Raw genomic sequence first — 18,970 nt, 5'->3', positions numbered from 1 at the left:
TCCCGCGCGGGGTGCGGGAGGAGCCCGTTTCACGTCACATCTGGAACGCGTCTTCTGGGCATGACATCCAGAACACCGTTTCCTGGGTGCGCATTCCTATCGCGTCAGCGACTGCAGGCGGGCCGGCCGTTGGCGACTGATGTACGAGGGCGATCGCCGTGGGGTGCGTGACGGTGCCCGCTGCTGCCAGTGGTGCGGTGCTGATGGTGCCCACAGCCACTACCCCGAGCGTGAGGGCAGTGCTGACAAAGAGTCTCAACTGGTTTGCTCCGTACGCACGTGTCCATCTCATCGTTTTGACTGATCGTCAGAACGTTGGGATTAACGTACAGAGCTGGTGCCCCACGGGGCAAACGAGGCCATGGTGAAGCGTGCTCTGGATGAGCCCACTGGGAAAGTAATACAAAGCTATTTAGGTCGGTGTGCTCAGGGTGCCCGGCGATGCTCGGCCTTGCGAGTCCCGTTGCGGTGGTCAAGGAGCTCGGCCAACGCGGTGCGGGCCTGGACCCCCTCCACCGGTGCCTTGATCCGCGCGGCCAGATCGCAGGCCGCCAGGAGGTGCCGACGCGCGGATTCATCGTGGCCCAGCTGGGCCTCGGCGAGTCCGAGGCCCAGGAGTGCGGCCACCTGCTTGTGGTCGGCGCCGATGCGGGTGGCCAGGGCCAACGCTTCGCGGTGCAGTGTCGCGGCCTCGTGGGGGCGTTCGGCTCGCTGGTGGAGGTTGCCGAGGGTGATCAGTCCTTCAGCCTGGTTCCAGCGGTCACCCGCGCTTCGAAAGGTCGTCAGAGTCGACTCCTGAAGCATGCGCGCTTGATCAAGCTCAGCGGGTAATCGGGTGGTTGCCACCAGGTTGTTCTGGATCATGGCGATCTCCAGCTCGGAAAGCACCCCGGTGCCGGTCGACAAGGAACGCTTGAATGTCGCATGTGCTGTCGCGGTGTCTCCGGATTTCGACTGGGCATAGCCAAGGTTGGTGAGCAGCTGTGCGGAAAGTCGTGAGTTCCCGGCTGCGTTGAATCCGGCCAGCGCGTCGTCGAGAGCGGTGATCGCCCGATCCTGCTGGCCCATGTGCATGAGGGAGATGCCGATGTTGTTGACGATCCGGTCGTGTTGCCGTTGATTTCCGGTGTCCTGGTTGGCGGCCAGCGCCTCCTCCAGGAGCGCCAGGGCGACCATCTGGTCGCCCTCCCGGGCGTGCCGCATCCCCCGTTGGTTCAGCGCCTCGGCCACTCCCTCCACATCCTCCGCCGCTCTCGCGAGTCTCAGGGCTCTCGTCGTGCTCGCGTCCGCCTGGAGGTACTGCGTGCCACGCTGGTGGGCGTAGCCCAGATCGAGCAGCGCCCGCACCTCGGCCTGCGGCTGGTCCGTCGTGTGCCAGAACTCGGCGGCACTCTGGTGCAGGGGCACGGCGTCGGCCCAGAAGCACTCGGCGTCGAGGAAGCCGGCCAGCAGATGGAGCAGGCGGAAGGCATCGATGCGGTTGCCGTCGGCGATCGCCCGCTGCTGGATCGCCAGCAGGCCGGCCTGTTCGTTGATCAGCCAGCGGCGGGCCTGCGCAGGCGAGTTCCACGACAGACCGGCCGGCGGGCCAGGCGGCAGGTCGGCGAAGGGGAGCCGTAGCCGGTGTGGGTAGAGCAGTCGGTCGGCGTGATCCGTCGCGCACAGGGCGAACCTGGTGAGCCGGTTCGCGGCCGCAGTCCGCTCCTCCATCGAGCTCTCCGACTCGGCCAGGTCGGCGGCGAAGGAACCCAACAGGTCGTGAAAGGAGAAGGTCTCGACATTGGGCTCCTGGATCAGGTGGGCGTCGAGCAGCGCTTCGAGCGCGCGCTCGGACTGCCGAAGCGGGGCGCCCAGCAGGGCTGCCGCGGCGAACTGGTCGAACCGAGGCCCGGGATGGAGCCCGAGGAGTCGGAAGGCGCGCTGGTGGTCGGTGCTGAGAGTCCGGTAGGAGAGGTCCAGATGGACCGTCAGGGCATTCTCCTTGTAGTGGAATTCATCGATCAGCGAGGTGGCGGTGGACAGGCGTTGCGCAAGATGCTGGAGGGTCCAAGACGCCCGTGACCGGAAGCGCATCGCCAGGATTTCGACCGCCAGGGGAAGGCAGTCGGTGCGGGCGATGATGTCCCGGACGACGTCCTGATGTGCTGCCCTTTCTCCCACCAGCTGTTGGAAGAGCTCGACCGCGCTCGTCATGCTCAGCAGACCCACGCCGTGCTGGTGAACTGTCGGGAGGTCACTCAGGTTCACCCGGCTGGTCAGGATCAGCAGCGAGTTCGAGGTCACCGGAATCAACTGCCGTACCTGCTCAGCCTGGGCGACGTCGTCCAGCACGATCACATAGCGGTGTTCTGTCAGCATCCGCAGCCAGAGCTCGACGCGCTGGCCGAATGCGACGGGCAACCGCGTCAGCGGCACTCCGATGGCCCGCAGCAGTTCCAGCAGCGCGCTCTCGGCGGTCAGCGGCTGCCGGGCCACGGAGAACCCGTGCAGCGAGACCAGGAACTGCCCCTCGGGGAACCGGTCGCGCAGCCGTTCGGCGAGATGCCGGGCCAGTAGGGACTTCCCGACCCCGCCGGTACCCGTGATGGCGACGGCTCGCGCGTGACCGGAGCTCGTGACCGCGCGCACCAGGTCCGCCAGGTCCACTTCCCGTCCGACCAGTGGCGGCAACTGCGACGGTGCGGGCACCGGCTCAGGCGCCTTCGCGGCCGGGTTCCGTGCCCTCGGCACCAGCCGCTCCGCCGGTGTCCCGGCCAGGATTCGCGCGTGCAGCTCGGTCAGCTCACGCCCGGGGGTGGTGCCCAGATGCTGGTCGAGGGTGCGGCGGGTGGCCCGGTAGCGGGCGAGTGCGTCGTCCTGGCGGCCGGCGCCGTGCAGGGCGAGCATGAGGCGGGAGACCAGGGTCTGATCGGTGGGATGGGCGGAAACCAGTTGGGAGAGGACCGGCACGAGGTCGGTGAAGTGGCCCATGCGCAGGTCGACTTCGATGCCGGTCAGCGTCGCCGCCAACCGCTCGCCGCTCAGCGTGGCCCGGGCTCCGTCGGCCCAGTCGCCGCGCAGGCCGGCCAACGGCTCACCGGTCCACAGGGCATCGGCCTGCGTGAGCTGGGCCAAAGCCTGGGTGTCGTCGCCCTGTTCGGCAGCGGTGCGGGCGCGCTGGGTCAGGCGGCGGAAGCGGTGATAGTCGACGATGCCCGGATCCGCATCGAGGGTGTAGGCGTGGCCGTGCGCGATGATCGGGGGCGGTGGCCCGTCGCCCTCGTCCTCGGCAGCGGTCCGAAGTGCTTTGCGCAGCTTGGAGGCCAACGAGTGCAGGCTGTTGGCCGGTTCGGCGGGCAGGTTGCCGTCCCAGAGCCGGTCGGCCAGGGTCTCCAGTGACACCGCGTGCCCGGCTTCCAGGGCCAGCACTGCCAGCAGACAGCGGACCTTCTCCAGCCTGATCCGGGTGCTCTGGCCGGCGACCACCAGTTCGACAGTGCCCAAAAGCCGCAGTTCTACCAACGTTCTCCCCCTTGACAGAGTGGAGGGTGGGTGAGGTACCACGAGTGATTGCGGGATGGAGACACTGCATCACTTAATCCTTGTTATGACCAGTATTGAGCGCAAAGCGATCGAGAGGAGATCTTGCCGGGTAGAAGTCAAGTAACAAATGGCCGGACAAGGGGGAGCGTCCGTGGGAGAACAGCACGAGGAATTCGATCGGGAGCAGCAACGGCCGCCGAACATCATCACCGGCGCCGCCCACCTCACCGGTGGGGTGGTCCAGGCGGGTGCCATCCACGGCACCGTCCACCTGCACGGCGCGGGACCCGCCGCCGGACCGCAGCAGCCGCCGGTGCCGCAGCAACTACCACCGCCCACCGGCCCGTTCGTGGGACGGCGCAATGAACTGGCCTCCCTCGAACTGCTGCGTGGCGAGCCCACCGACTCCCGCCGCCTGATCGTGGTGAACGGCCCGGCCGGGGTCGGCAAGACCGCGCTGGTCCTCGAATGGCTGCGCTCGCTGGCCGCCGACTATCCGGACGGCCTCCTCTACGCCGACCTGCGCGGCCACGCACCCGGCGGCCCCGCGCCCGCCGGGGAGACGCTCGGGGCGTTCCTGCGCGCGTTCGGCGTGGAGCGGGTGCCCGGGGCGCCGGCCGAGGCCGTCGCGCTCTGGCGGTCCGTCAGTTCCGGTCGCCGGATCGCCGTCGTCCTCGACAACGCGCTCACCGCCGCCCAGGTGCGCCACCTGCTGCCCGGCTCGCAGAGCGCGCTGGTGGTGGTCGCCAGTCGTAACCGGCTCTCCGGGCTGGGCGTCGACGGCGCGGTGTTCCAGCCGCTGGGGCTGCTGGACGAGTCGGCCGCCGCCGAGATCCTCACCCGCCGGATCGGTGCGGCGCGGGCCGGGCGCGAGCCGGAGGCGGTGCGCGCGGTGGCGGCGCGCTGCGGGGGACTGGCGCTCGCGGTCTCCCTGGTCGCCGCCCGGGTGGCTGCCCGGCCCCGGCTGACCCTGGCGGCCACCGCCGCCTCGCTCGCGAGCGACAGTGAGCGGTTGACCGCCCTACGAGTGGAAGGGGAACCCGCGGTGCGCAGCGCCCTGGACGCCTCCTGCGACGGCCTTTTACCCGGGGTCCGCCGGCTCTACCACCTGCTCGGCCTGCTCCCGTTCACCGCCTTCACCGCCGACGACGCGGCCGCCCTCACCGGGGCCGCCTTCGCGGACGCGGACGCCCTGCTCGACGAACTGGCCGAGGCGAACCTGATCGAGGACCTGGGGACCGGCCGCTTCCGCTTCCATGACCTGGTCCGGCTGCACGCACGGGACCAAGCACAAACGCAACTGCCGAAGGACGAGCGGGACGTGGCCCTGCGACGGGTGCTGGAGTGGTATCTCGCCACCGCCACCGCGGCGGAGCGGATCCTGACGCCCAACCACGCCACCCTGAGCCGCGATTACACCCACCCGCCCGCCGCCCCGCCCTTCGAGCCGGATGACTCCCCGGCCGCACTGCGCTGGCTGGACCAGGAACGCGGCCACCTGCTGGAGGCCGTCCGGACGGCGGTGGCGCTCGGCTGGGACGCGCTCGGCTGGCAGCTGGTCGACGCGATGTACCCGCTCTTCCATCGCCTGCGGGCCTTCGAACTCCAGGACGAGGCAAACCGATTGGGCCTGGCGGCGGCCCGCAGCGTGGCGGACGCGGCGGCGCTGGCGCGGATGCTGACCGACGGAGGCGCCCGACTGCGCAACCTCAATCGGTCCGAGGAAGCGATCGGCTTGTACCAGCAGGCACTGGAACTGGCCCAGGTGGACGGCGATCGAAAGGCCGAAGCCCAGGCGCTGCACGGGATCGGACGGTCGCACCTGCTCGCCGGGCGGCTCCCCGAGGCGACCCGGTGCTTCCGCCGGGACCTGGAGCTGCGCGAGTCCGTCGGCTACGCCCGCGGCGCCGCGCTGACCCGGGTGGTGCTCGGCGATGTCGCGCTCGCCCAGCACCAGCCCGACCTCGCGCTTCCCGAACTGACAGCCGCGTACCAGGCGTTGATGGAGATCAACGAGCCCTACGAGGCCGCCCGCGCACTGGCCCACCTGGGCCGGGCACACACCGCGCTCGGCGACCACCAGGCCGCCGAGCGGGTGCTGGACCGGGCCGCCGAGCTGTTCTGCAGCACCGGATCGCCGACCTGGGAGGCCAGGACGCTGGAGCTGCAGGGCGAGTTGGCCGAGGCGCGGGACGCTCCGCAGCAGGCCCTGGGCTGCTACGAAGCGTCCCTGGCGCGCTACCAGGAGCTGGGCGCCCCCGACGTCCAGCGCCTGACGGCGAAGCTCGACCGCCTGCGCGCGGCGGTCCCCGAGCCCGCCCCCGAACCTGCCCCCGAGCCCGACTGAGCGGTCAGCCGCAGCGCGCCCCCGGGGACGAGCAGTGCCACCGAGTGCAGCGCCGCCGGAGCCAGCCCGGCGACCAGCCAGGCGTGCAGCAGGGAGCCGAGCAGCGCGGCGGGCAGCGGGCGCTCGTGGAGCAGGGGCCGCCAGCACAGGTCGGCCCCGGCCAGCCGGGTGCGCACCGACCCGTCCGTCCGGCCGACGGCCACCACCAGGCAGCCGGGGTGGGCGGCCAGCAGCTCCGCCTCGCAGCCGGCGAAGCCGGGGCCGCCGTGCAGCACGTCGGCCACCTCCTGGCCGCCGGGCCCGGCGAGGTCGACGCTGAGGTGCTCGTCGACCACCCCGGGGCCCCGGTACGGCGCCGCGCCGGTCAGCTGGGCCAGCAGCGGTGCCGCGTCGGCCCCCGCGGGCGGTTCCAGCTGGGCCAGCAAGCCGCTGCGGTCCGGACCGGCAGCGGCGAGGGCCACTCTCACCTGACCATCCATCAGGCCGTTCATCAGGCCTCCTTCGAATCGAGCCTCTTGGGCGGCTCCAGCGGTTCGGTCTCCGGCCGGTGCGCTGGTTCGCCCAACTCCAGGATCCGGTACAGCAGTCGGCGCATGTTGGGATTGAAAGCGCCGGGTTCGGAGGAGATTCGGGCCGCGATCGCCGCGTACTCCTCGGGGCGGTACTGCTCGGCGGCGTAGGCCAGTTGCTCGGCCAGCGGCCGGGTCGGTGACAGCGACGGCGCGGTGCGCGCGAGTTGGGCACCGGGGGAGCTCTGGTTGACGGTGCGGAACGGGTACTGCGAGATCAGGATCGGCGCGCCGGTCATCGTCCCGTAGAGCGTGACCGAGCCGTGGTCCCCCAGGATGTAGTCGGCCGCGATCAGCAGCGGTCGCCAGTCGGACTCCGGTGCCAGCAGCGGCAGGCGCCCGCCCGCGCCGTCGGCCAGCCATGACCTGACCTGCCAACCACCGTGGCCGGACCAGACGTTGGGGTGGACCAGCAGCGCTGCCCGGCAGTTCTCGGGCAGTTCGGTGAGCAGTCGGGGCAGCAGCGAGTCGAGCCGGTGGAAGGCCGAGCCCAGGCCCCAGGTGGAGCAGACCAGGACGAACCGCTCGTCCTCGCCCAGCCCGAGCGCCCGCCGGTAGGCGGCCCGGTGCGGCAGGCCGGCGGCCAGCCGGTCGTAACTGGCGTCGCCCACCACCTCGGTGATCGGCAGTGCTTCGGGGCAGGAGCGCGCCAGGGTGTCCAGGTCCTCGCGGTGCGCCACGGCGAAGGCCCGGGGCACCACCTTGCCGTCCCAGGTCAGGTAGCCGCGGCCGATGCCGCCGATGCTGCCCTCGGGAGCGTCGCCGCGCCGGGACATCTTGATGTTCCCCGCACCGTGCGGCAGCCGGACCAATGGTCCGCGCAGCTGCTCCATGCCCTGGGAGCCGGCGGCGAGGATCAGGTCGAAGTCGGTCGCCACGGCGCGCTCCCAGGGGAGCACGGTGCCGCCCAGTTCGGCGAGCACCCGTTCGGTGCCGTCGTTGAAGGCGTGCGGGGCGACGGTGAAGACCACGCTGACCCGCAGGTCGGCGCGGAAGAGTACGAGCAGGTCTTTGATCCGCTTCCCGTAGACCAGGGTGTGGATGACGACCAGGACCTTCTTGCAGTCGGGTACGGTCGCCCACTGGCCGGGGTCGCGGTGCACCGGACGGGACGGCGTCTGAGCCGACGACATGGTCAATTCCCCCTTGAAGCCTGGAAGTTCAGCCGCTGTGCGGCGGCCGAAGGGGGTATGCCTGGGTGGGCTGGTGAAAGCCTTGCCGGACCCTGGCGAAATCCTTGCACCGCAGGTGCGGTGCGGGCGCGAACCAGTGCGCGGGGGCGTGCCGCGCGGCACGGGGGAGTGCCGGGTGGTGTGCGGCGGCGGACGGCGCACGACCGGACCGGAGGTGACGTACCGTCAGTGCGAAGAAGCTTGCATGCGCAGCTCCTTGAGCCGGGCGACGTCCGCGACGTGCCCGAAGCCGGGGGCGGCGCTGCGGTCGGGGGTCTCCAGGATCAGCGGCACCCCGGCGGTGTCGGGGTGGGCGAGCAGCTCACGGAAGGCGCCTGTGCCGATGTGTCCGTCGCCGATGTTGGCGTGCCGGTCCTTGCGGGCGCCGACCACGTCCTTGGAGTCGTTGGCGTGGATCAGCCGCAGCCGCCCGGGGCCGATCGCGGCGGTCAGCGCGTCCAGCGCCTGCCCGACACCGCCGGGGGCGGCCAGGTCGTGTCCGGCGGCGAAGGCGTGGCAGGTGTCCAGGCAGACCCCGACCCTGGGGTGGTGGTCCAGCGCCGCGGCGTACTCGGCCAGCTCCTCCAGCCGGGAGCAGAGCGAGCGGCCCTGGCCGGCGGTGGGCTCCAGCAGCAGCCAGGGCGCGTCCTCGCCGAGCCGGTCCAGCTCGGCCAGCAGCGGGCGCAGGTCGGCGCGGACCTGCGCCATCGCCTCGGCCCGCCGCGAGGAGCCGTCGGCGGCGGTACCGACCGCCGAGCCGGTGTGCACCACCACGCCGAGCGCGCCGATCGCCCGGCCGCGCAGCAGCGAGTGGCGCAGCGAGGCGGTGGAGCGCTCGCGGGTGGCGGGGCTGTCGGAGCCGAAGTTGATCAGGTAGGGGGCGTGCACATAGGCGGGGATACCGCGCTCGGCGCAGGCCGTCCGGAAGGCCTCGTCCTGCGCGGGGTCGCCGGCCGGGGTGGCCCAGCCGCGCGGGTTGGCGACGAAGACCTGCACGGCCTCGCCGCCGATCTGCTCCAGATACGCGAGCCCGGTGCCGACCAGCCCGCGCCCGGCCACCGGCACATGGGCGCCGATCGGGTTGCGGAGAGCGGCCTGGACACCCGCCGGGGCACCCGCCTGGACGCCCGCCGGGGCACTCGCCTGGACACTGCTCTGAGCTGCGGAATTCACCCCCCGAGGGTGCCACACCCGCCCGCAGCGCAACGACCGAGGCCGCCCCCGCAGCAGCGGGGACGGCCTCGGCCTCTACCGATCAGGCGTCATCGACGGTCAGACGTCATCGACGCCCGGCATCAGTTGATGGTGTAGCTGTAGGGGATCTGGGCCAGCACCGAACCGGTCAGGCCGAGCGCGCTGTTCGAGACCGGGTTGGAGGCCGGAGCCGTGACCAGGTACAGCACGCCGTGGACCTGGGTGCCCTTGGCGCCCTTGGGCGTCACGGTCACCTGCAGGCTGCCGGTCGCACCGGGCTGGACCACCACGGGGGTGACGGCCGGGGCACTGGCGTTGTAGGCGGCGGCGAACGGGTCACCGGTGCTGGAGGTCAGCGCCGGGTCGAACGCCAGGGTGTGCGCCGAAGCGGTCACCGTGGTGGTGCCGGCCGGGGCGCCGCTGTCCGGGAACGGGCCGATCTGCTGGGAGTAGGTGCCCCACAGACCGGGGACGACGGGCTGCGAGGCGCTGCCCTTGTCCTGGACCACCGAGATGGTCGAGCCGTCCTGGGCCTTCTTCAGGTCGCCGAACAGGTCGGGCGACGAGGTCGGGCCGCTGAACTCGAGCTGCGCCGGGGTGGTGGAGGCCGCCACCGCGGTCACCGAGTCGGTGCCCGGCGGAACCATGAAGGCCGGGGTGACCGTGCTGGTGGTCTGCGGCAGGGTGATGGTGCCCGAGGCACCGATCGGCAGCAGCGGCAGGTTGACGCGGTTGTTCAGCCGACCGTCGGCCTGCAGCTGCTGCACGGCGGCGGTGTTGTTGGTGAACTGCACGTTGACGGTGACCGGCTTGCCGGCCGCCAGCTTGGTGTGGGTGTCGTTCGGCAGGCCGGCCGCGGTGGCCTGGTCCTGGTCGAAGCCGACCGTGCCGTTGAAGGCCTGGCCGAGCTCGGCACCGCTGACCGGGTTGAGCACGTTGAGCACGAACCGCCAGCGGCCGGGGGCCGGGTTGACGGTGGTGGCCGAGACGCCGGCCGCGTTGGAGGTGATGTTGCCGTTGGCGTCGAAGGCCGCGTTGCTCTCGGCGTCGATCGGGGTGCCGTTGGGGCTGATCAGCACGCCCTGCAGGACCAGGTTCGGGTCCTTGGCGACGGTCACGCCGACCCGCAGGTCCTTCTTGCCCGCCGGGACGTCGAAGGCCCAGGCGTTGGACTGCGCGGGGGAGAACTCACGGGCGTTGCCACCGGTGATGGTGCCGCTGAAGGTGCCGGTGTTGCCGTTCATCGGAACCAGGCTGCGCAGCACGAGCGGAACGCTGGTGGTGCTGCCGTTGGAGCTGGCGACCACGATGTTCTCGGTGGTGTCGCCGCCGGTGGCCGGGGTGGTCACCTGCACGTGCAGCTTCTTGGTCTCACCGGGCTTGAGGTCGGTGACCTGCGGGCTGACCGAGCCGGCCGGGACGGCGCGCTGGGTGAAGGTGTCCAGCTGGACCGGGCCGGTGAAGCCGTTGGTGCCGACCGGGGTGTAGAGGATGCCGGTCCAGGTGCCCGCGGTGGGGTTCGGGACGTCCACGAAGCCGTAGTTCGGCGAGTAGGCGCCGCCCTGCGGACGGGTGTTGGTCTCGAAGCGGCCGGACGGGTCCAGCAGCGTCAGGCGGACCACGGGGGTCACCGTGTTGGCGCCGGACTTCTGCGCCGCGCCCTGCCACGCTATTGAGGCACCCAGGCGGTCGGCGCCGGCGGGCACGTTGAACGTGACCTTGTGCGCGACCCAGGGAGCGCCGTTGGTGGCGTACGGGAACTGCGGGTCGGTCGAGGAGTTGATCTGCACCGTCTGCTTCGCGTCGCTCTGCGGAGCGAAGACGCGGGTGGAGGCGGTGACGGTCTGCGGCTTGGAGCTGGTGTTCACCACGGTGACGTCGGTGGTGTGGTCCGAGCCGGCCTGGCCGGTCACGGTGACCTGGCCGCTGGTGACCGCGACGGTGCTGCTGTCCTTGGCACCGGCCGGGCTCTGGTAGCCGCGGGCGGCCTCGACGGCGGCGCGCACGTTCAGCAGACCGGCGCCCTGCTCCTCGGCCGGCAGGCCGAGGTCCGCGGCGGTGCCGGTGAGGAACTGCTTGACCAGCGCGGGCGTCGGGGAGGCGCCGTTGTGGCTGTCGCGGTAGGCCTGGATGACGTCGGCGGCGGCGCCGGCGGTCAGCGGGGCGGCCTGGCTGGTGCCACCGAAGGGCTGGATGCCGCTGGGCTGGCCGTTGAAGCCGGTGCAGTCGCTGTAGAGCGACAGGTTGGTCGAGCAGAGCGCCCAGTCCGACTCACCCGGGGCGACCAGGTCCACGGTCCGCCCGGCCTGGGTGACGCCACCCGAGGAGAGCGCCGAGATCCGGTTGTTGGCCCAAGTCCCGTTGGAGAACTGGAAGGCCGCGTAGCCGGTCTGCGCGTAGTTCTGGTTGTCCGTCGAGGCGCCGGCCGAGATGACGTTCGGGTCGGTCGCCGGGGTGCCGACGGTGCCGTTGATACCGGCGTCACCGCTGGAGACGGCCACGGTCACGCCTGCGGCGACGGCCATGTCGTTGAAGAGCGAGATGGTGTCGTGCGCGCTGCTGTCCGGGGTGACATTGCTGCCGAAGGACTCGTTGAGCACGTCGACGTGCGCGACCGAGACCGCGTAGTCGATCGACTGCAGGATCGCGGAGTTCGGCATCATCTCGGCACCGGCCTGGAGCGCCACGAGGGAGGCGCCCGGCGAGATGCCCTCGATCCGGATGTTGCAGCCGGCCGGCAGCGGGTGGCTCGGGTTGACGAACTTCGACAGGTCGTAGGTCTGCCGACCCTGGGCGATCATCGCCGAGGCGTCACCGAAGGCCTCGCCACCACCGGACTGGCTGAAGAAGCCGGAGCCCGAGAAGTCCTTGTAGTCCACCACGGCGTGCGAGCCGTCGGGGCGGATGAAGTCCGGGTTGTTCGGGTCCAGACCACCGGCGATGTAGGCGACCTTGACGCCCTTGCCGTCGGCGATCTCGTGCGCACCGGGGTGCCCGGGGGTGCTCTCGGTGTGCGTCGAGTACAGCGCCTCGGGCTCCAGCAGCGGCTTGCTGGGGTCGCTCGGGCAGATCGCGTTGGGGTCGTACGAGTCGCCCTTGGTGTCCGGGGCGGCGACCTTCGCGTCCGACTTGGCACCACCGGTCGGGACGGTGCTGGCGGCGGTGTCGTTGTCCGCACCGGGCTTGGTCGGCGCCGGCGGGGTGACCTTGACGGTCTGGTCGTCGACGACCGAGGCGACCGCGGGGTTGGCGGCCAGCTGCGCCCGGAGGGCGGGGCTGACGGTCGCCGAGAAGGCGTTGCCGACCACGAAGCTCTTGACGTTGGTGCCGCCGGCCTTCTTCACCTGGTCCAGCAGCGGGGCCTGGGCCTTGGCGGCGTCCTTCTTGCGTGCGTCCAGGTGGCCGCTGTCGGCCGGGTCACTGGAGAGCTGGTCCTTCAAAATCACGATCACCGGAGCCGGCGCGCCGCTCTCCGAAGCCGCTTGGGCGTTCGGGGTGGGAACGGCCGGAGCGCCCATGGCGTTGGTCCCGAATGCGAGGACCACGGAGGCGGCGGTGAGCGTGACGGCTGCGAGCTGCGACTTGCGCCAGCCGATCATGAACATCCCTTCGTCTGATAAGACGTCAAGGGGGCGTGGCCAGACCGCGCGTACCGGGGTCGGACGCACGCGTGCTTCTGGAACGCCCGTCCCGACAAGCTCACGCATTTCATCGTGTCGAAGCCCGCCACGACAAGGGGTTGACATGCACGACGGCTTCCGGAAAACGGAGTTGAGTGTCCGATAGACGGACAATCGCAGATGGGAGGCCCTGTCACGGCTCAACACGCCGTGAGTCTTTTATGAAGATCACAAGATTGTGATGTTTGAACCTCGCGGTACAGCGGCCGAACGTCAGGTCAAGCAATGGTAAAGGACCATCTGACGTCGCGTCACGCACAGCTCGCCGGGATATACCCAGCGGCATGGATCCCACTCATCGACGTGCCGTCCCCGACGCGCTGCGGCGAGCTGGACACACGGATCCGAGGGCGCGGTGACACACGCTCAGGGCCGACGGGTCAGTCGGCGGCGCCGATCGGCAGCTCCAGCTCGAACCAGACCGCCTTGCCGAACCGGGTGCTGCGGCTGCCCCAGCGGTGCGCCAGCTCGTTGACCAGGTGCATCCCGCGCCCGCCCTCGTCGTCCTCGTGAGCCGGGCGCAGCCGGGGCGCGTGGCTGTCCACGTCGGAGACCTCCACGGTGAGCACGTGGTCGCGGAAGAGCCGCAGCTGGGTCGGTGCCCCGGCATGCACCAGGGCGTTGGTGATCAGCTCACTGGCCAGCAGCTCGGTCTGGTCGGTGAGCGCGGACAGCCCCCAGTCGGCGAGCGTGCGCCGGGCGAACCGCCGGGCCAGCCCGACCATCGCGCGGTCCCCGGTCAGCGACAGGATGGCGAGCTGGTCCGGGCCGATCGGGTGCGAGCGGGCCATGATCACCGCGATGTCGTCCTCCCGGGATCCGGTGACCAGCGAGGCCAGCACCGCGTCGCAGGACCGCTCCAGGTCGCCGTGCTGCGCGGCCACCGTGGCGCGCAGCAGCTCGATGCCCTCGTCCAGGTCGCGGTCCCGCCGCTCGATCAGCCCGTCGGTGCAGAGCACCACCAGGCCCTGCGCGGGCAGTTCGAACTCGACGCTCTCGAACGGCACCCCGCCCACCCCCAGCGGTGCCCCGGTGGGCAGGTCGAGCACCCGCAGCGAGCCGTCGGCCGCCGTCACCAGCGGTGGGACGTGGCCCGCGCAGGCGGCCGTGCAGGCCCGGTCCACCGGGTCGAGCACCACGCAGACGCAGGTCGCGTACTGGCCCTCGTCCGACCCGGCGCCGGCCGCGGCCGCCGCCTCGTCCAGGCGCCGCAACACCCGGGCCGGGTCCATGTCCAGGGTGATCAGCGTGCGGGCCACCGTGCGCAGCTGCCCCATGGTGGCCGCGGCCCGCAGCCCGTGACCGGTGACGTCGCCGACCACCAGGGCCACCCGCCCGCAGGACAGCGGCACCACGTCGAACCAGTCGCCGCCCACCTCGTTGAGCTGGCTGGCCGGCAGATAGCGGTAGGCGATCTCCAGGCCCGGCGGGTTGTGCACCCGCTGGGGCAGCAGGCTGCGCTGCAGGGTCAGCGCGGTGTCCCGCTCCCGCCGGTAGAGCCGCGCGTTGTCGATGCAGACCGCCGCCCGCGCGGCCAGCTCCTCGGCCAGCGCCACGTCCGCGGGGGTGAACGGCTCGGGGTTGCGCAGCCGCATGAACTCCGCACCGCCCAGCACCCGGCCGCGGGCCAGCAGCGGGACCATCACATAGGAGTGCAGGCCCGAGTCCAGGGCCGGCTGGATCCGGTCGGGGGAGGCCACGATCAGCGCCAGGTTCTCCTCGTTCACTTCCGCCACCAGGATCGAGCGCCCGGTGCGCAGGCTCTGCGCATACAGCTTGGCCGACTCGGAGGTGCCGCCGACCGGGTCGGCCGCGCCGGTCAGCAGGCCGTCGGGGCCCAGCTCGCCGACCGCCACCGCCCGCATGGTGGCCGAGCCGGAGGCCGGCACGGTCGGCATCTCGTCGCCGGTCAGCACCGCGTCCAGCAGGTCCACCGTGACGAAGTCGGCGAACCGGGGGATCACCACCTCCACCAACTCCTCGGCGGTGCGCGGCAGATCGAGCGTGGTCCCGATCCGCGAACTGGCCTCGTTGAGCAGCGCCAGGCGCTGGGTGGCGCTGCGCACCTCGTCCAGCGCCCGGCGGCGGTCCTCGGCGGCCTCGCGCTCGCGGGTGAACAGCCGGGCGTTGTCAATCGCCACCGCCGCCCGCGAGGCCAGCTCGTCGCCGAGCGTGATGTCCGCCTCGGCGAACGACTCGCGCTCGCCGCGCCGGGAGTAGACGACCATGCCGACCACCGTGCCGCGGGCGGTCAGCGGGGTGATCCGCACCGAACGGGAGCGGCGGCCCAGGAAGGCCCGCAGCGAGTCGCCGCGCAGCTGGGTGGTGAGCGGCGGCAGGTCCCAGGACGGCACCACCACGGTGCGCCCGTCGTTCATCGCCCGGGCGTAGGGGGAGTCGGGGGCGATCGTGTAGACCGCGTCGACCGGCAGGATCTCGATCGGGTAGGAGGGGTCGGCGCTGGCGATGGCCAGGCGGCGCACCCGGGTGGCGTCCTGCTCCTCGTCGTCGGCCGCGCCGCTGACCAGGTGCTCCAGCACGAAGACCCCGCTCAGGTCGGCCACCCGGGGCACCATCGCCTCGGCGAGCTCCCGGGCGGTGCGGCGCAGGTCCAGCGTGGTGCCGATCGAGGCGGTCGCGTCCACCAGCAGGGTCAGCCGCTCCTGCGCCATGGCGGCGCGCGACTCGGCGAGGTAGCGCCCGGTGACGTCGACCACGGTCGAGCTGACCCCGAGCACCTCCCCGGGCGGGCCCTCCAGCCGGAAGTACGAGCCGGACCAGGCGTGTTCGTGCCCGGGATCGCCCGGCGTGCTGCCGTGCGAGCGGGCGTCCAGCACCGGCTCGCCGGTGGCCAGCACGTGGCGCATCACCCCCTCGATCTCGTCGGCGTTGAGCCCGGGCAGCAGCTCGGTGATCCGCCGGCCCAGGTGGTCGGCCACCGGCAGGCCGTTGGCCGCGGCCAGCGCCTGGTTGAGCCGCACGAAGCGCAACTGGTCGTCGTAGACCGCCATGCCCACCGGGGACTGGGTGAAGAAGCCGTTCAGGATGGCGAGATCGGACTGGATCCGGCGCAGCGAGGTGACGTCCGCGGCCAGGGCCAGCACCAGCGGCTGGCCGTCGGGGGCGGTCAGCAGGTGGGTGCGGAACTCCAGGGTGATCAGATGGCCGTCGCGGTGGCGCACCGGGGAGACCCCGGACCAGTCGTGCCCGGCGAGGATGCGGGCGAAGAGCGCGAGCACCCGGGGGCGCAGGTCCTCGGGTACCAGCAACTGGGCGGCGGGGGTGCCGACCGCCTCATCGGCGGAGTAGCCGAGCAGCTCCTCGGCGTCGTGGCTCCAGTGCAGGATCCGGCCGTCCTGCTGCACCAGGGCGGTGGCGATCGGGAGCATCAGCAGGCCCTGGCCCTCGGGGCGGGCGGAGGCAGCACCCCCGGGGCCGGTGTGCCGGCCCTGCCCACTGCCGTGCCCGACTTCGCCCATGGTCGCCCATCCGCTCCGCGGCGCTGCCCGCCTGGCCATTTTCGCACCCCCGGCCGCGCCCAGCCCGGCCTCGGTTGTGCCCGGCCCGGCCTCGGGCACGGCCGGGCGGGCCCGGCGGGCGGGGTGAGGGCGCGCCCGGCGGGCGGGGGATGCGGGCGGGTCATACTGAGGCCATGTCCGCGCCTGAGAACCTCTTCGAAATCGGCACCGACGGCCCGTCCACCATCGTGGCGGCAGTGGACGGCTCGGTGACCTCGTTGCGTGCCTGCGCCTATGCGGCCGGGCTGGCCCGGCGCCAGCGCGCCCAGCTGCTGGCGATCTACGTCCCGGTGGTCGGCATGCTCGCCGGGACCAGCGCGGAGGCCGCGCTGGCGCTGCGGCAGGGCGCCGAGGAGACCGCGAAGCTGCTGCAGGAGCTGGCCGACCAGGCGGCCCGGGAGCGCGGGGTGGCGATCCGGTTCTGCACCCGCAACGGGGACCCGTACACCGAGATCACCCGGTTCGCGGACGAGGTGCGGGCGGACGCGCTGGTGGTGGGGGCCTCCGAGCACCTCGGGCACCGGCTGATCGGGTCGCTGGCGGTGCGGCTGGTGCGGGCCGGACGCTGGCCGGTCACGGTGGTTCCGTAGCCCCGGGGTGCGGCGCGGCCTCGGAATAGGCCTGTCGGGTGCTTGGTTGTAAAGTGCATCAAGATGAGTTGTAAAAAGCAACGGCTCATTCGGACTCTCAGTTGCGTTTACCACCTAGCTTGCTCGCCAGAAGGGTCGCTCACCGCCATGACCAGCACACCGGACCTGCGGCACACGCTCCGGCACCTCGCCATCCACCTGCTCACCCCGCTGCTGATGTGCCTGGGCATGGCGCTCGCCTACCAGGGCGCCTTCCACCAGCCCACCCCGCACCACCTCAAGGTCGCGGTGGTCGGCCGGACGCCGCAGGCGAACGCGCTGGCCCAGGGCATCCAGGTCAAGGCGGGCCCGGCGCTGGACGTCAGCACCGTGCCCGGCCGGGCCGCGGCCGAGCAGCAGCTGCGCGACCGGGACCTGGTCGGCGCCTTCCTGCCGGACCCGAAGAGCCCCGAGCTGCTCGTCGCCACCGCCGGCTCGGACACCTCCGCCACCGCGGCCGAGCAGGTGTTCCGGCAGGTCGCGGCTGCCCAGGGGAGCGCGCTCCAGGTCACCGATCTGGTGCCCACCGCGCCGGGCGACCCGACCGGGCAAGGTGTCTTCTTCCTGCTGGTGGCGCTGAGCATCGGCTCCTACGGCAGCGTGGCGGTGATCGGGGCGGCCGGGGCCGCGCTGAGCGTCCGGCTGCGGGCGGCGGTGGGTGTGGTCACCGCGCTGGTGGTCAGCGTGATCGGGATCGTCACCGCCGGTCCGGTCTTCCACGTGGTGGACCACGACTACGCAGCCGTCTGGGCGCTGGCCTGGCTCTACGCGTCGGGCATCGTGCTGCTCGGGATCGGCCTGCACACCTTCCTGCGGCGCTGGACCACGTTGACCCTGATGGTGCTCTTCGTGATGCTCAACTTCACCAGCTCCGGCGGCATCTTCCGCCCCGACCTGCAGCCCGGGATGTTCGGCGTGCTGCACCACTTCTGGAACGGCGCCGGCTTCGTGGAGGGGGTGCGCAGCGTCCTCTACTTCGACGGTGGCGCTGGTCTGGGCGGCCGGGTGCTCTCGCTGGTGCTCTGGCTGGCGGCCGGATTGCTCGCGCTGGCCGGCGCGGCCCGCTTCGAGCGGCGGCACCCGGCGGCGGTGCCGGCCTCCGCGGGGCCGGCCTCCGCGGCGGCGGTCGCCTCGGCCGCGGTCGCGGAGGAGATCGAGGAAGAGGAGGAGGCGGCGGTCGGCGTCTGAGCGTGCTGCGCCCGAGCGGTCGGCGCCCGAGCGGGCTGCATCCGCACACGCCGCGTCCGTACCCGGCGGCCGGACGCCGGGTGCGGACGTTCCGCTGTCGCGTGACTACTGTGCGGTGGGCAGCGGGAGCAGGTGCCGTCCGGTCAGGTGTCCGAGCCAGTGCCGGTGGCACTCGGGGCAGGCGGGCGCGCCGTCGGTCGAGTAGGGGGAGGCAGTCGGGATGCCGGAGCGGGAGAAGTTCTCCCAGTCGGCCCCGCTCTCGTCGCGGTAGTGCTGGACGTCGTAGTCGGCGGTCCACCGGTGCCAGCAGTGTCCGCAGGTGAACTCGACATGCTCCACAGCAAGTTCGGTAATCATGGCGACACTCCTAGGGCCGGGGCGGGCGCCGGTCGGAGCAATCGGCGCAACTGACCCCATACCGGTCAATCCAACTCCCTTCGATGGCCGCTGGCAAGGGTGGCGGGCGATCGGCCCGGGCCGCCCCCGACCTGGGTGGATGACCGATCAACTTCTCCGTGCCGAGGCCGGGCCGGCAGACGGCGCCCTGGATCGGATGCGAAGCGGTGCGCTGACAGCGGGTCACGGCGTGAACTAGGATGAACGCCACTGATGTCGGGTCCGCGCGTGCCGGGCGGACCGGGAGGTGTGGGATGACGGAAGCCGAGGGTGCGGCACCGGGTGCCGTGATCGGGACTACGACGTTGGCCGACAAGATCGACGGCCTCTTCCGCGTCGTCCGCCGGTCCAACCGCGAGCAGTACAGCCACGAGGAGGTCGCCAAGGCCTGTCGGGAGGCGACCGGCGAGAGCTTCTCGGCCACCTATCTCTGGCAGTTGCGCACCGGGCGCCGGGACAACCCGACCAAGCGCCACCTGGAGGCGCTGGCCCAGTTCTTCCAGGTCCCGGTGGCCTACTTCTTCGACGACGACCAGGGCGCGGCGATCGCCCAGGAGCTCGAACTGCTCGGAGCGCTGCGCGACGCCGGGGTCCGCAGCATGGCGCTGCGGGCGGTCAACCTCTCGCCGGAGGGCGTGGGCACGATCAACGACCTGATCGACGTGATCGCCCGGCGCGAGGGCAACGGGAGAGGTTGAGACGGTCCCCGTCGGCCGACCGCGCCGGGGGGACCGGACCTGCACGGGCCTGCGCGG

11 protein-coding genes are annotated in these 18,970 nt (G+C 71.8%); 4 read left to right on the top strand and 7 right to left on the bottom strand.

Annotated features, from left to right (window positions below):
- Positions 1-426: 426 nt before the first annotated feature.
- Complete coding sequence (locus ACFZB9_RS32485) at positions 427-3,306, bottom strand: BTAD domain-containing putative transcriptional regulator (protein ID WP_391453199.1); 2,880 nt, start codon at positions 3,304-3,306, stop codon at positions 427-429.
- Between the two features lie 367 nt (positions 3,307-3,673).
- On the opposite strand from ACFZB9_RS32485, the gene ACFZB9_RS32480 reads away from it, so the two are divergent.
- Positions 3,674-5,869, top strand: a complete 2,196-nt coding sequence (locus tag ACFZB9_RS32480; protein ID WP_391453197.1) for a tetratricopeptide repeat protein — start codon at positions 3,674-3,676, stop codon at positions 5,867-5,869.
- On the opposite strand, the gene ACFZB9_RS32475 is transcribed toward ACFZB9_RS32480, so the two are convergent.
- The 5 genes from ACFZB9_RS32475 to ACFZB9_RS32455 all read right to left on the bottom strand — a co-directional run bounded on the left by ACFZB9_RS32475 (position 5,761) and on the right by ACFZB9_RS32455 (position 15,963).
- Positions 5,761-6,360, bottom strand: a complete 600-nt coding sequence (locus tag ACFZB9_RS32475) for a hypothetical protein (RefSeq protein WP_391453196.1) — start codon at positions 6,358-6,360, stop codon at positions 5,761-5,763. The two genes, ACFZB9_RS32480 and ACFZB9_RS32475, sit on opposite strands and share 109 nt — an antisense overlap.
- Positions 6,360-7,571, bottom strand: a complete 1,212-nt coding sequence (locus ACFZB9_RS32470) for a hypothetical protein (protein ID WP_391453195.1) — start codon at positions 7,569-7,571, stop codon at positions 6,360-6,362. Before ACFZB9_RS32470 ends, ACFZB9_RS32475 begins: the two co-directional genes overlap by 1 nt.
- Before the next feature lie 225 nt (positions 7,572-7,796).
- Positions 7,797-8,783, bottom strand: coding sequence for a deoxyribonuclease IV (locus ACFZB9_RS32465; RefSeq protein WP_391453193.1), 987 nt, complete (start codon positions 8,781-8,783; stop codon positions 7,797-7,799).
- A 122-nt stretch (positions 8,784-8,905) separates the two neighbouring features.
- Complete coding sequence (locus ACFZB9_RS32460; protein ID WP_391453191.1) at positions 8,906-12,403, bottom strand: peptidase; 3,498 nt, start codon at positions 12,401-12,403, stop codon at positions 8,906-8,908.
- A 461-nt stretch (positions 12,404-12,864) separates the two neighbouring features.
- Positions 12,865-15,963: a SpoIIE family protein phosphatase gene (locus ACFZB9_RS32455; RefSeq protein WP_391453189.1), complete on the bottom strand. Its 3,099-nt coding sequence runs from the start codon at positions 15,961-15,963 to the stop codon at positions 12,865-12,867.
- A gap of 173 nt (positions 15,964-16,136) precedes the next feature.
- Between ACFZB9_RS32455 and ACFZB9_RS32450 the strand changes: the two genes are divergently transcribed.
- Together ACFZB9_RS32450 and ACFZB9_RS32445 are read left to right on the top strand one after the other, a co-directional pair.
- Entirely contained in the window at positions 16,137-16,592 is a 456-nt protein-coding gene (locus tag ACFZB9_RS32450) for a universal stress protein (protein WP_391453187.1), read from the top strand.
- 147 nt (positions 16,593-16,739) lie between these two features.
- Positions 16,740-17,819 carry a hypothetical protein gene (locus ACFZB9_RS32445; protein ID WP_391453186.1) on the top strand — a complete coding sequence of 360 codons (1,080 nt, stop codon included), beginning with the start codon at positions 16,740-16,742 and terminating at the stop codon, positions 17,817-17,819.
- Positions 17,820-17,924: 105 nt separating this feature from the next.
- Here ACFZB9_RS32445 and ACFZB9_RS32440 read toward each other — a convergent pair whose 3' ends face one another.
- Positions 17,925-18,176 carry a hypothetical protein gene (locus ACFZB9_RS32440; protein WP_391453184.1) on the bottom strand — a complete coding sequence of 84 codons (252 nt, stop codon included), beginning with the start codon at positions 18,174-18,176 and terminating at the stop codon, positions 17,925-17,927.
- 293 nt (positions 18,177-18,469) lie between these two features.
- Between ACFZB9_RS32440 and ACFZB9_RS32435 the strand changes: the two genes are divergently transcribed.
- Complete coding sequence (locus tag ACFZB9_RS32435) at positions 18,470-18,913, top strand: XRE family transcriptional regulator (RefSeq protein ID WP_391453182.1); 444 nt, start codon at positions 18,470-18,472, stop codon at positions 18,911-18,913.
- Positions 18,914-18,970: the final 57 nt, after the last annotated feature.

The organism is Kitasatospora sp. NPDC008050, assembly GCF_042957465.1.
Classification (GTDB): Bacteria; Actinomycetota; Actinomycetes; order Streptomycetales; family Streptomycetaceae; genus Kitasatospora.
This window is presented reverse-complemented; position numbering and strand designations above follow the sequence as displayed.

Bases quoted from the DNA above. Each gene is read 5' to 3' on its own strand.
- ACFZB9_RS32475 (WP_391453196.1), bottom strand. From the start codon at position 6,360: ATGAACGGCCTGATGGATGGTCAGGTGAGAGTGGCCCTCGCCGCTGCC.
- ACFZB9_RS32470 (WP_391453195.1), bottom strand. From the start codon at position 7,571: ATGTCGTCGGCTCAGACGCCGTCCCGTCCGGTGCACCGCGACCCCGGC.
- ACFZB9_RS32460 (WP_391453191.1), bottom strand. From the start codon at position 12,403: ATGATCGGCTGGCGCAAGTCGCAGCTCGCAGCCGTCACGCTCACCGCC.
- ACFZB9_RS32455 (WP_391453189.1), bottom strand. From the start codon at position 15,963: ATGGGCGAAGTCGGGCACGGCAGTGGGCAGGGCCGGCACACCGGCCCC.
- ACFZB9_RS32450 (WP_391453187.1), top strand. From the start codon at position 16,137: ATGTCCGCGCCTGAGAACCTCTTCGAAATCGGCACCGACGGCCCGTCC.
- ACFZB9_RS32445 (WP_391453186.1), top strand. From the start codon at position 16,740: ATGACCAGCACACCGGACCTGCGGCACACGCTCCGGCACCTCGCCATC.
- ACFZB9_RS32440 (WP_391453184.1), bottom strand. From the start codon at position 18,176: ATGATTACCGAACTTGCTGTGGAGCATGTCGAGTTCACCTGCGGACAC.
- ACFZB9_RS32435 (WP_391453182.1), top strand. From the start codon at position 18,470: ATGACGGAAGCCGAGGGTGCGGCACCGGGTGCCGTGATCGGGACTACG.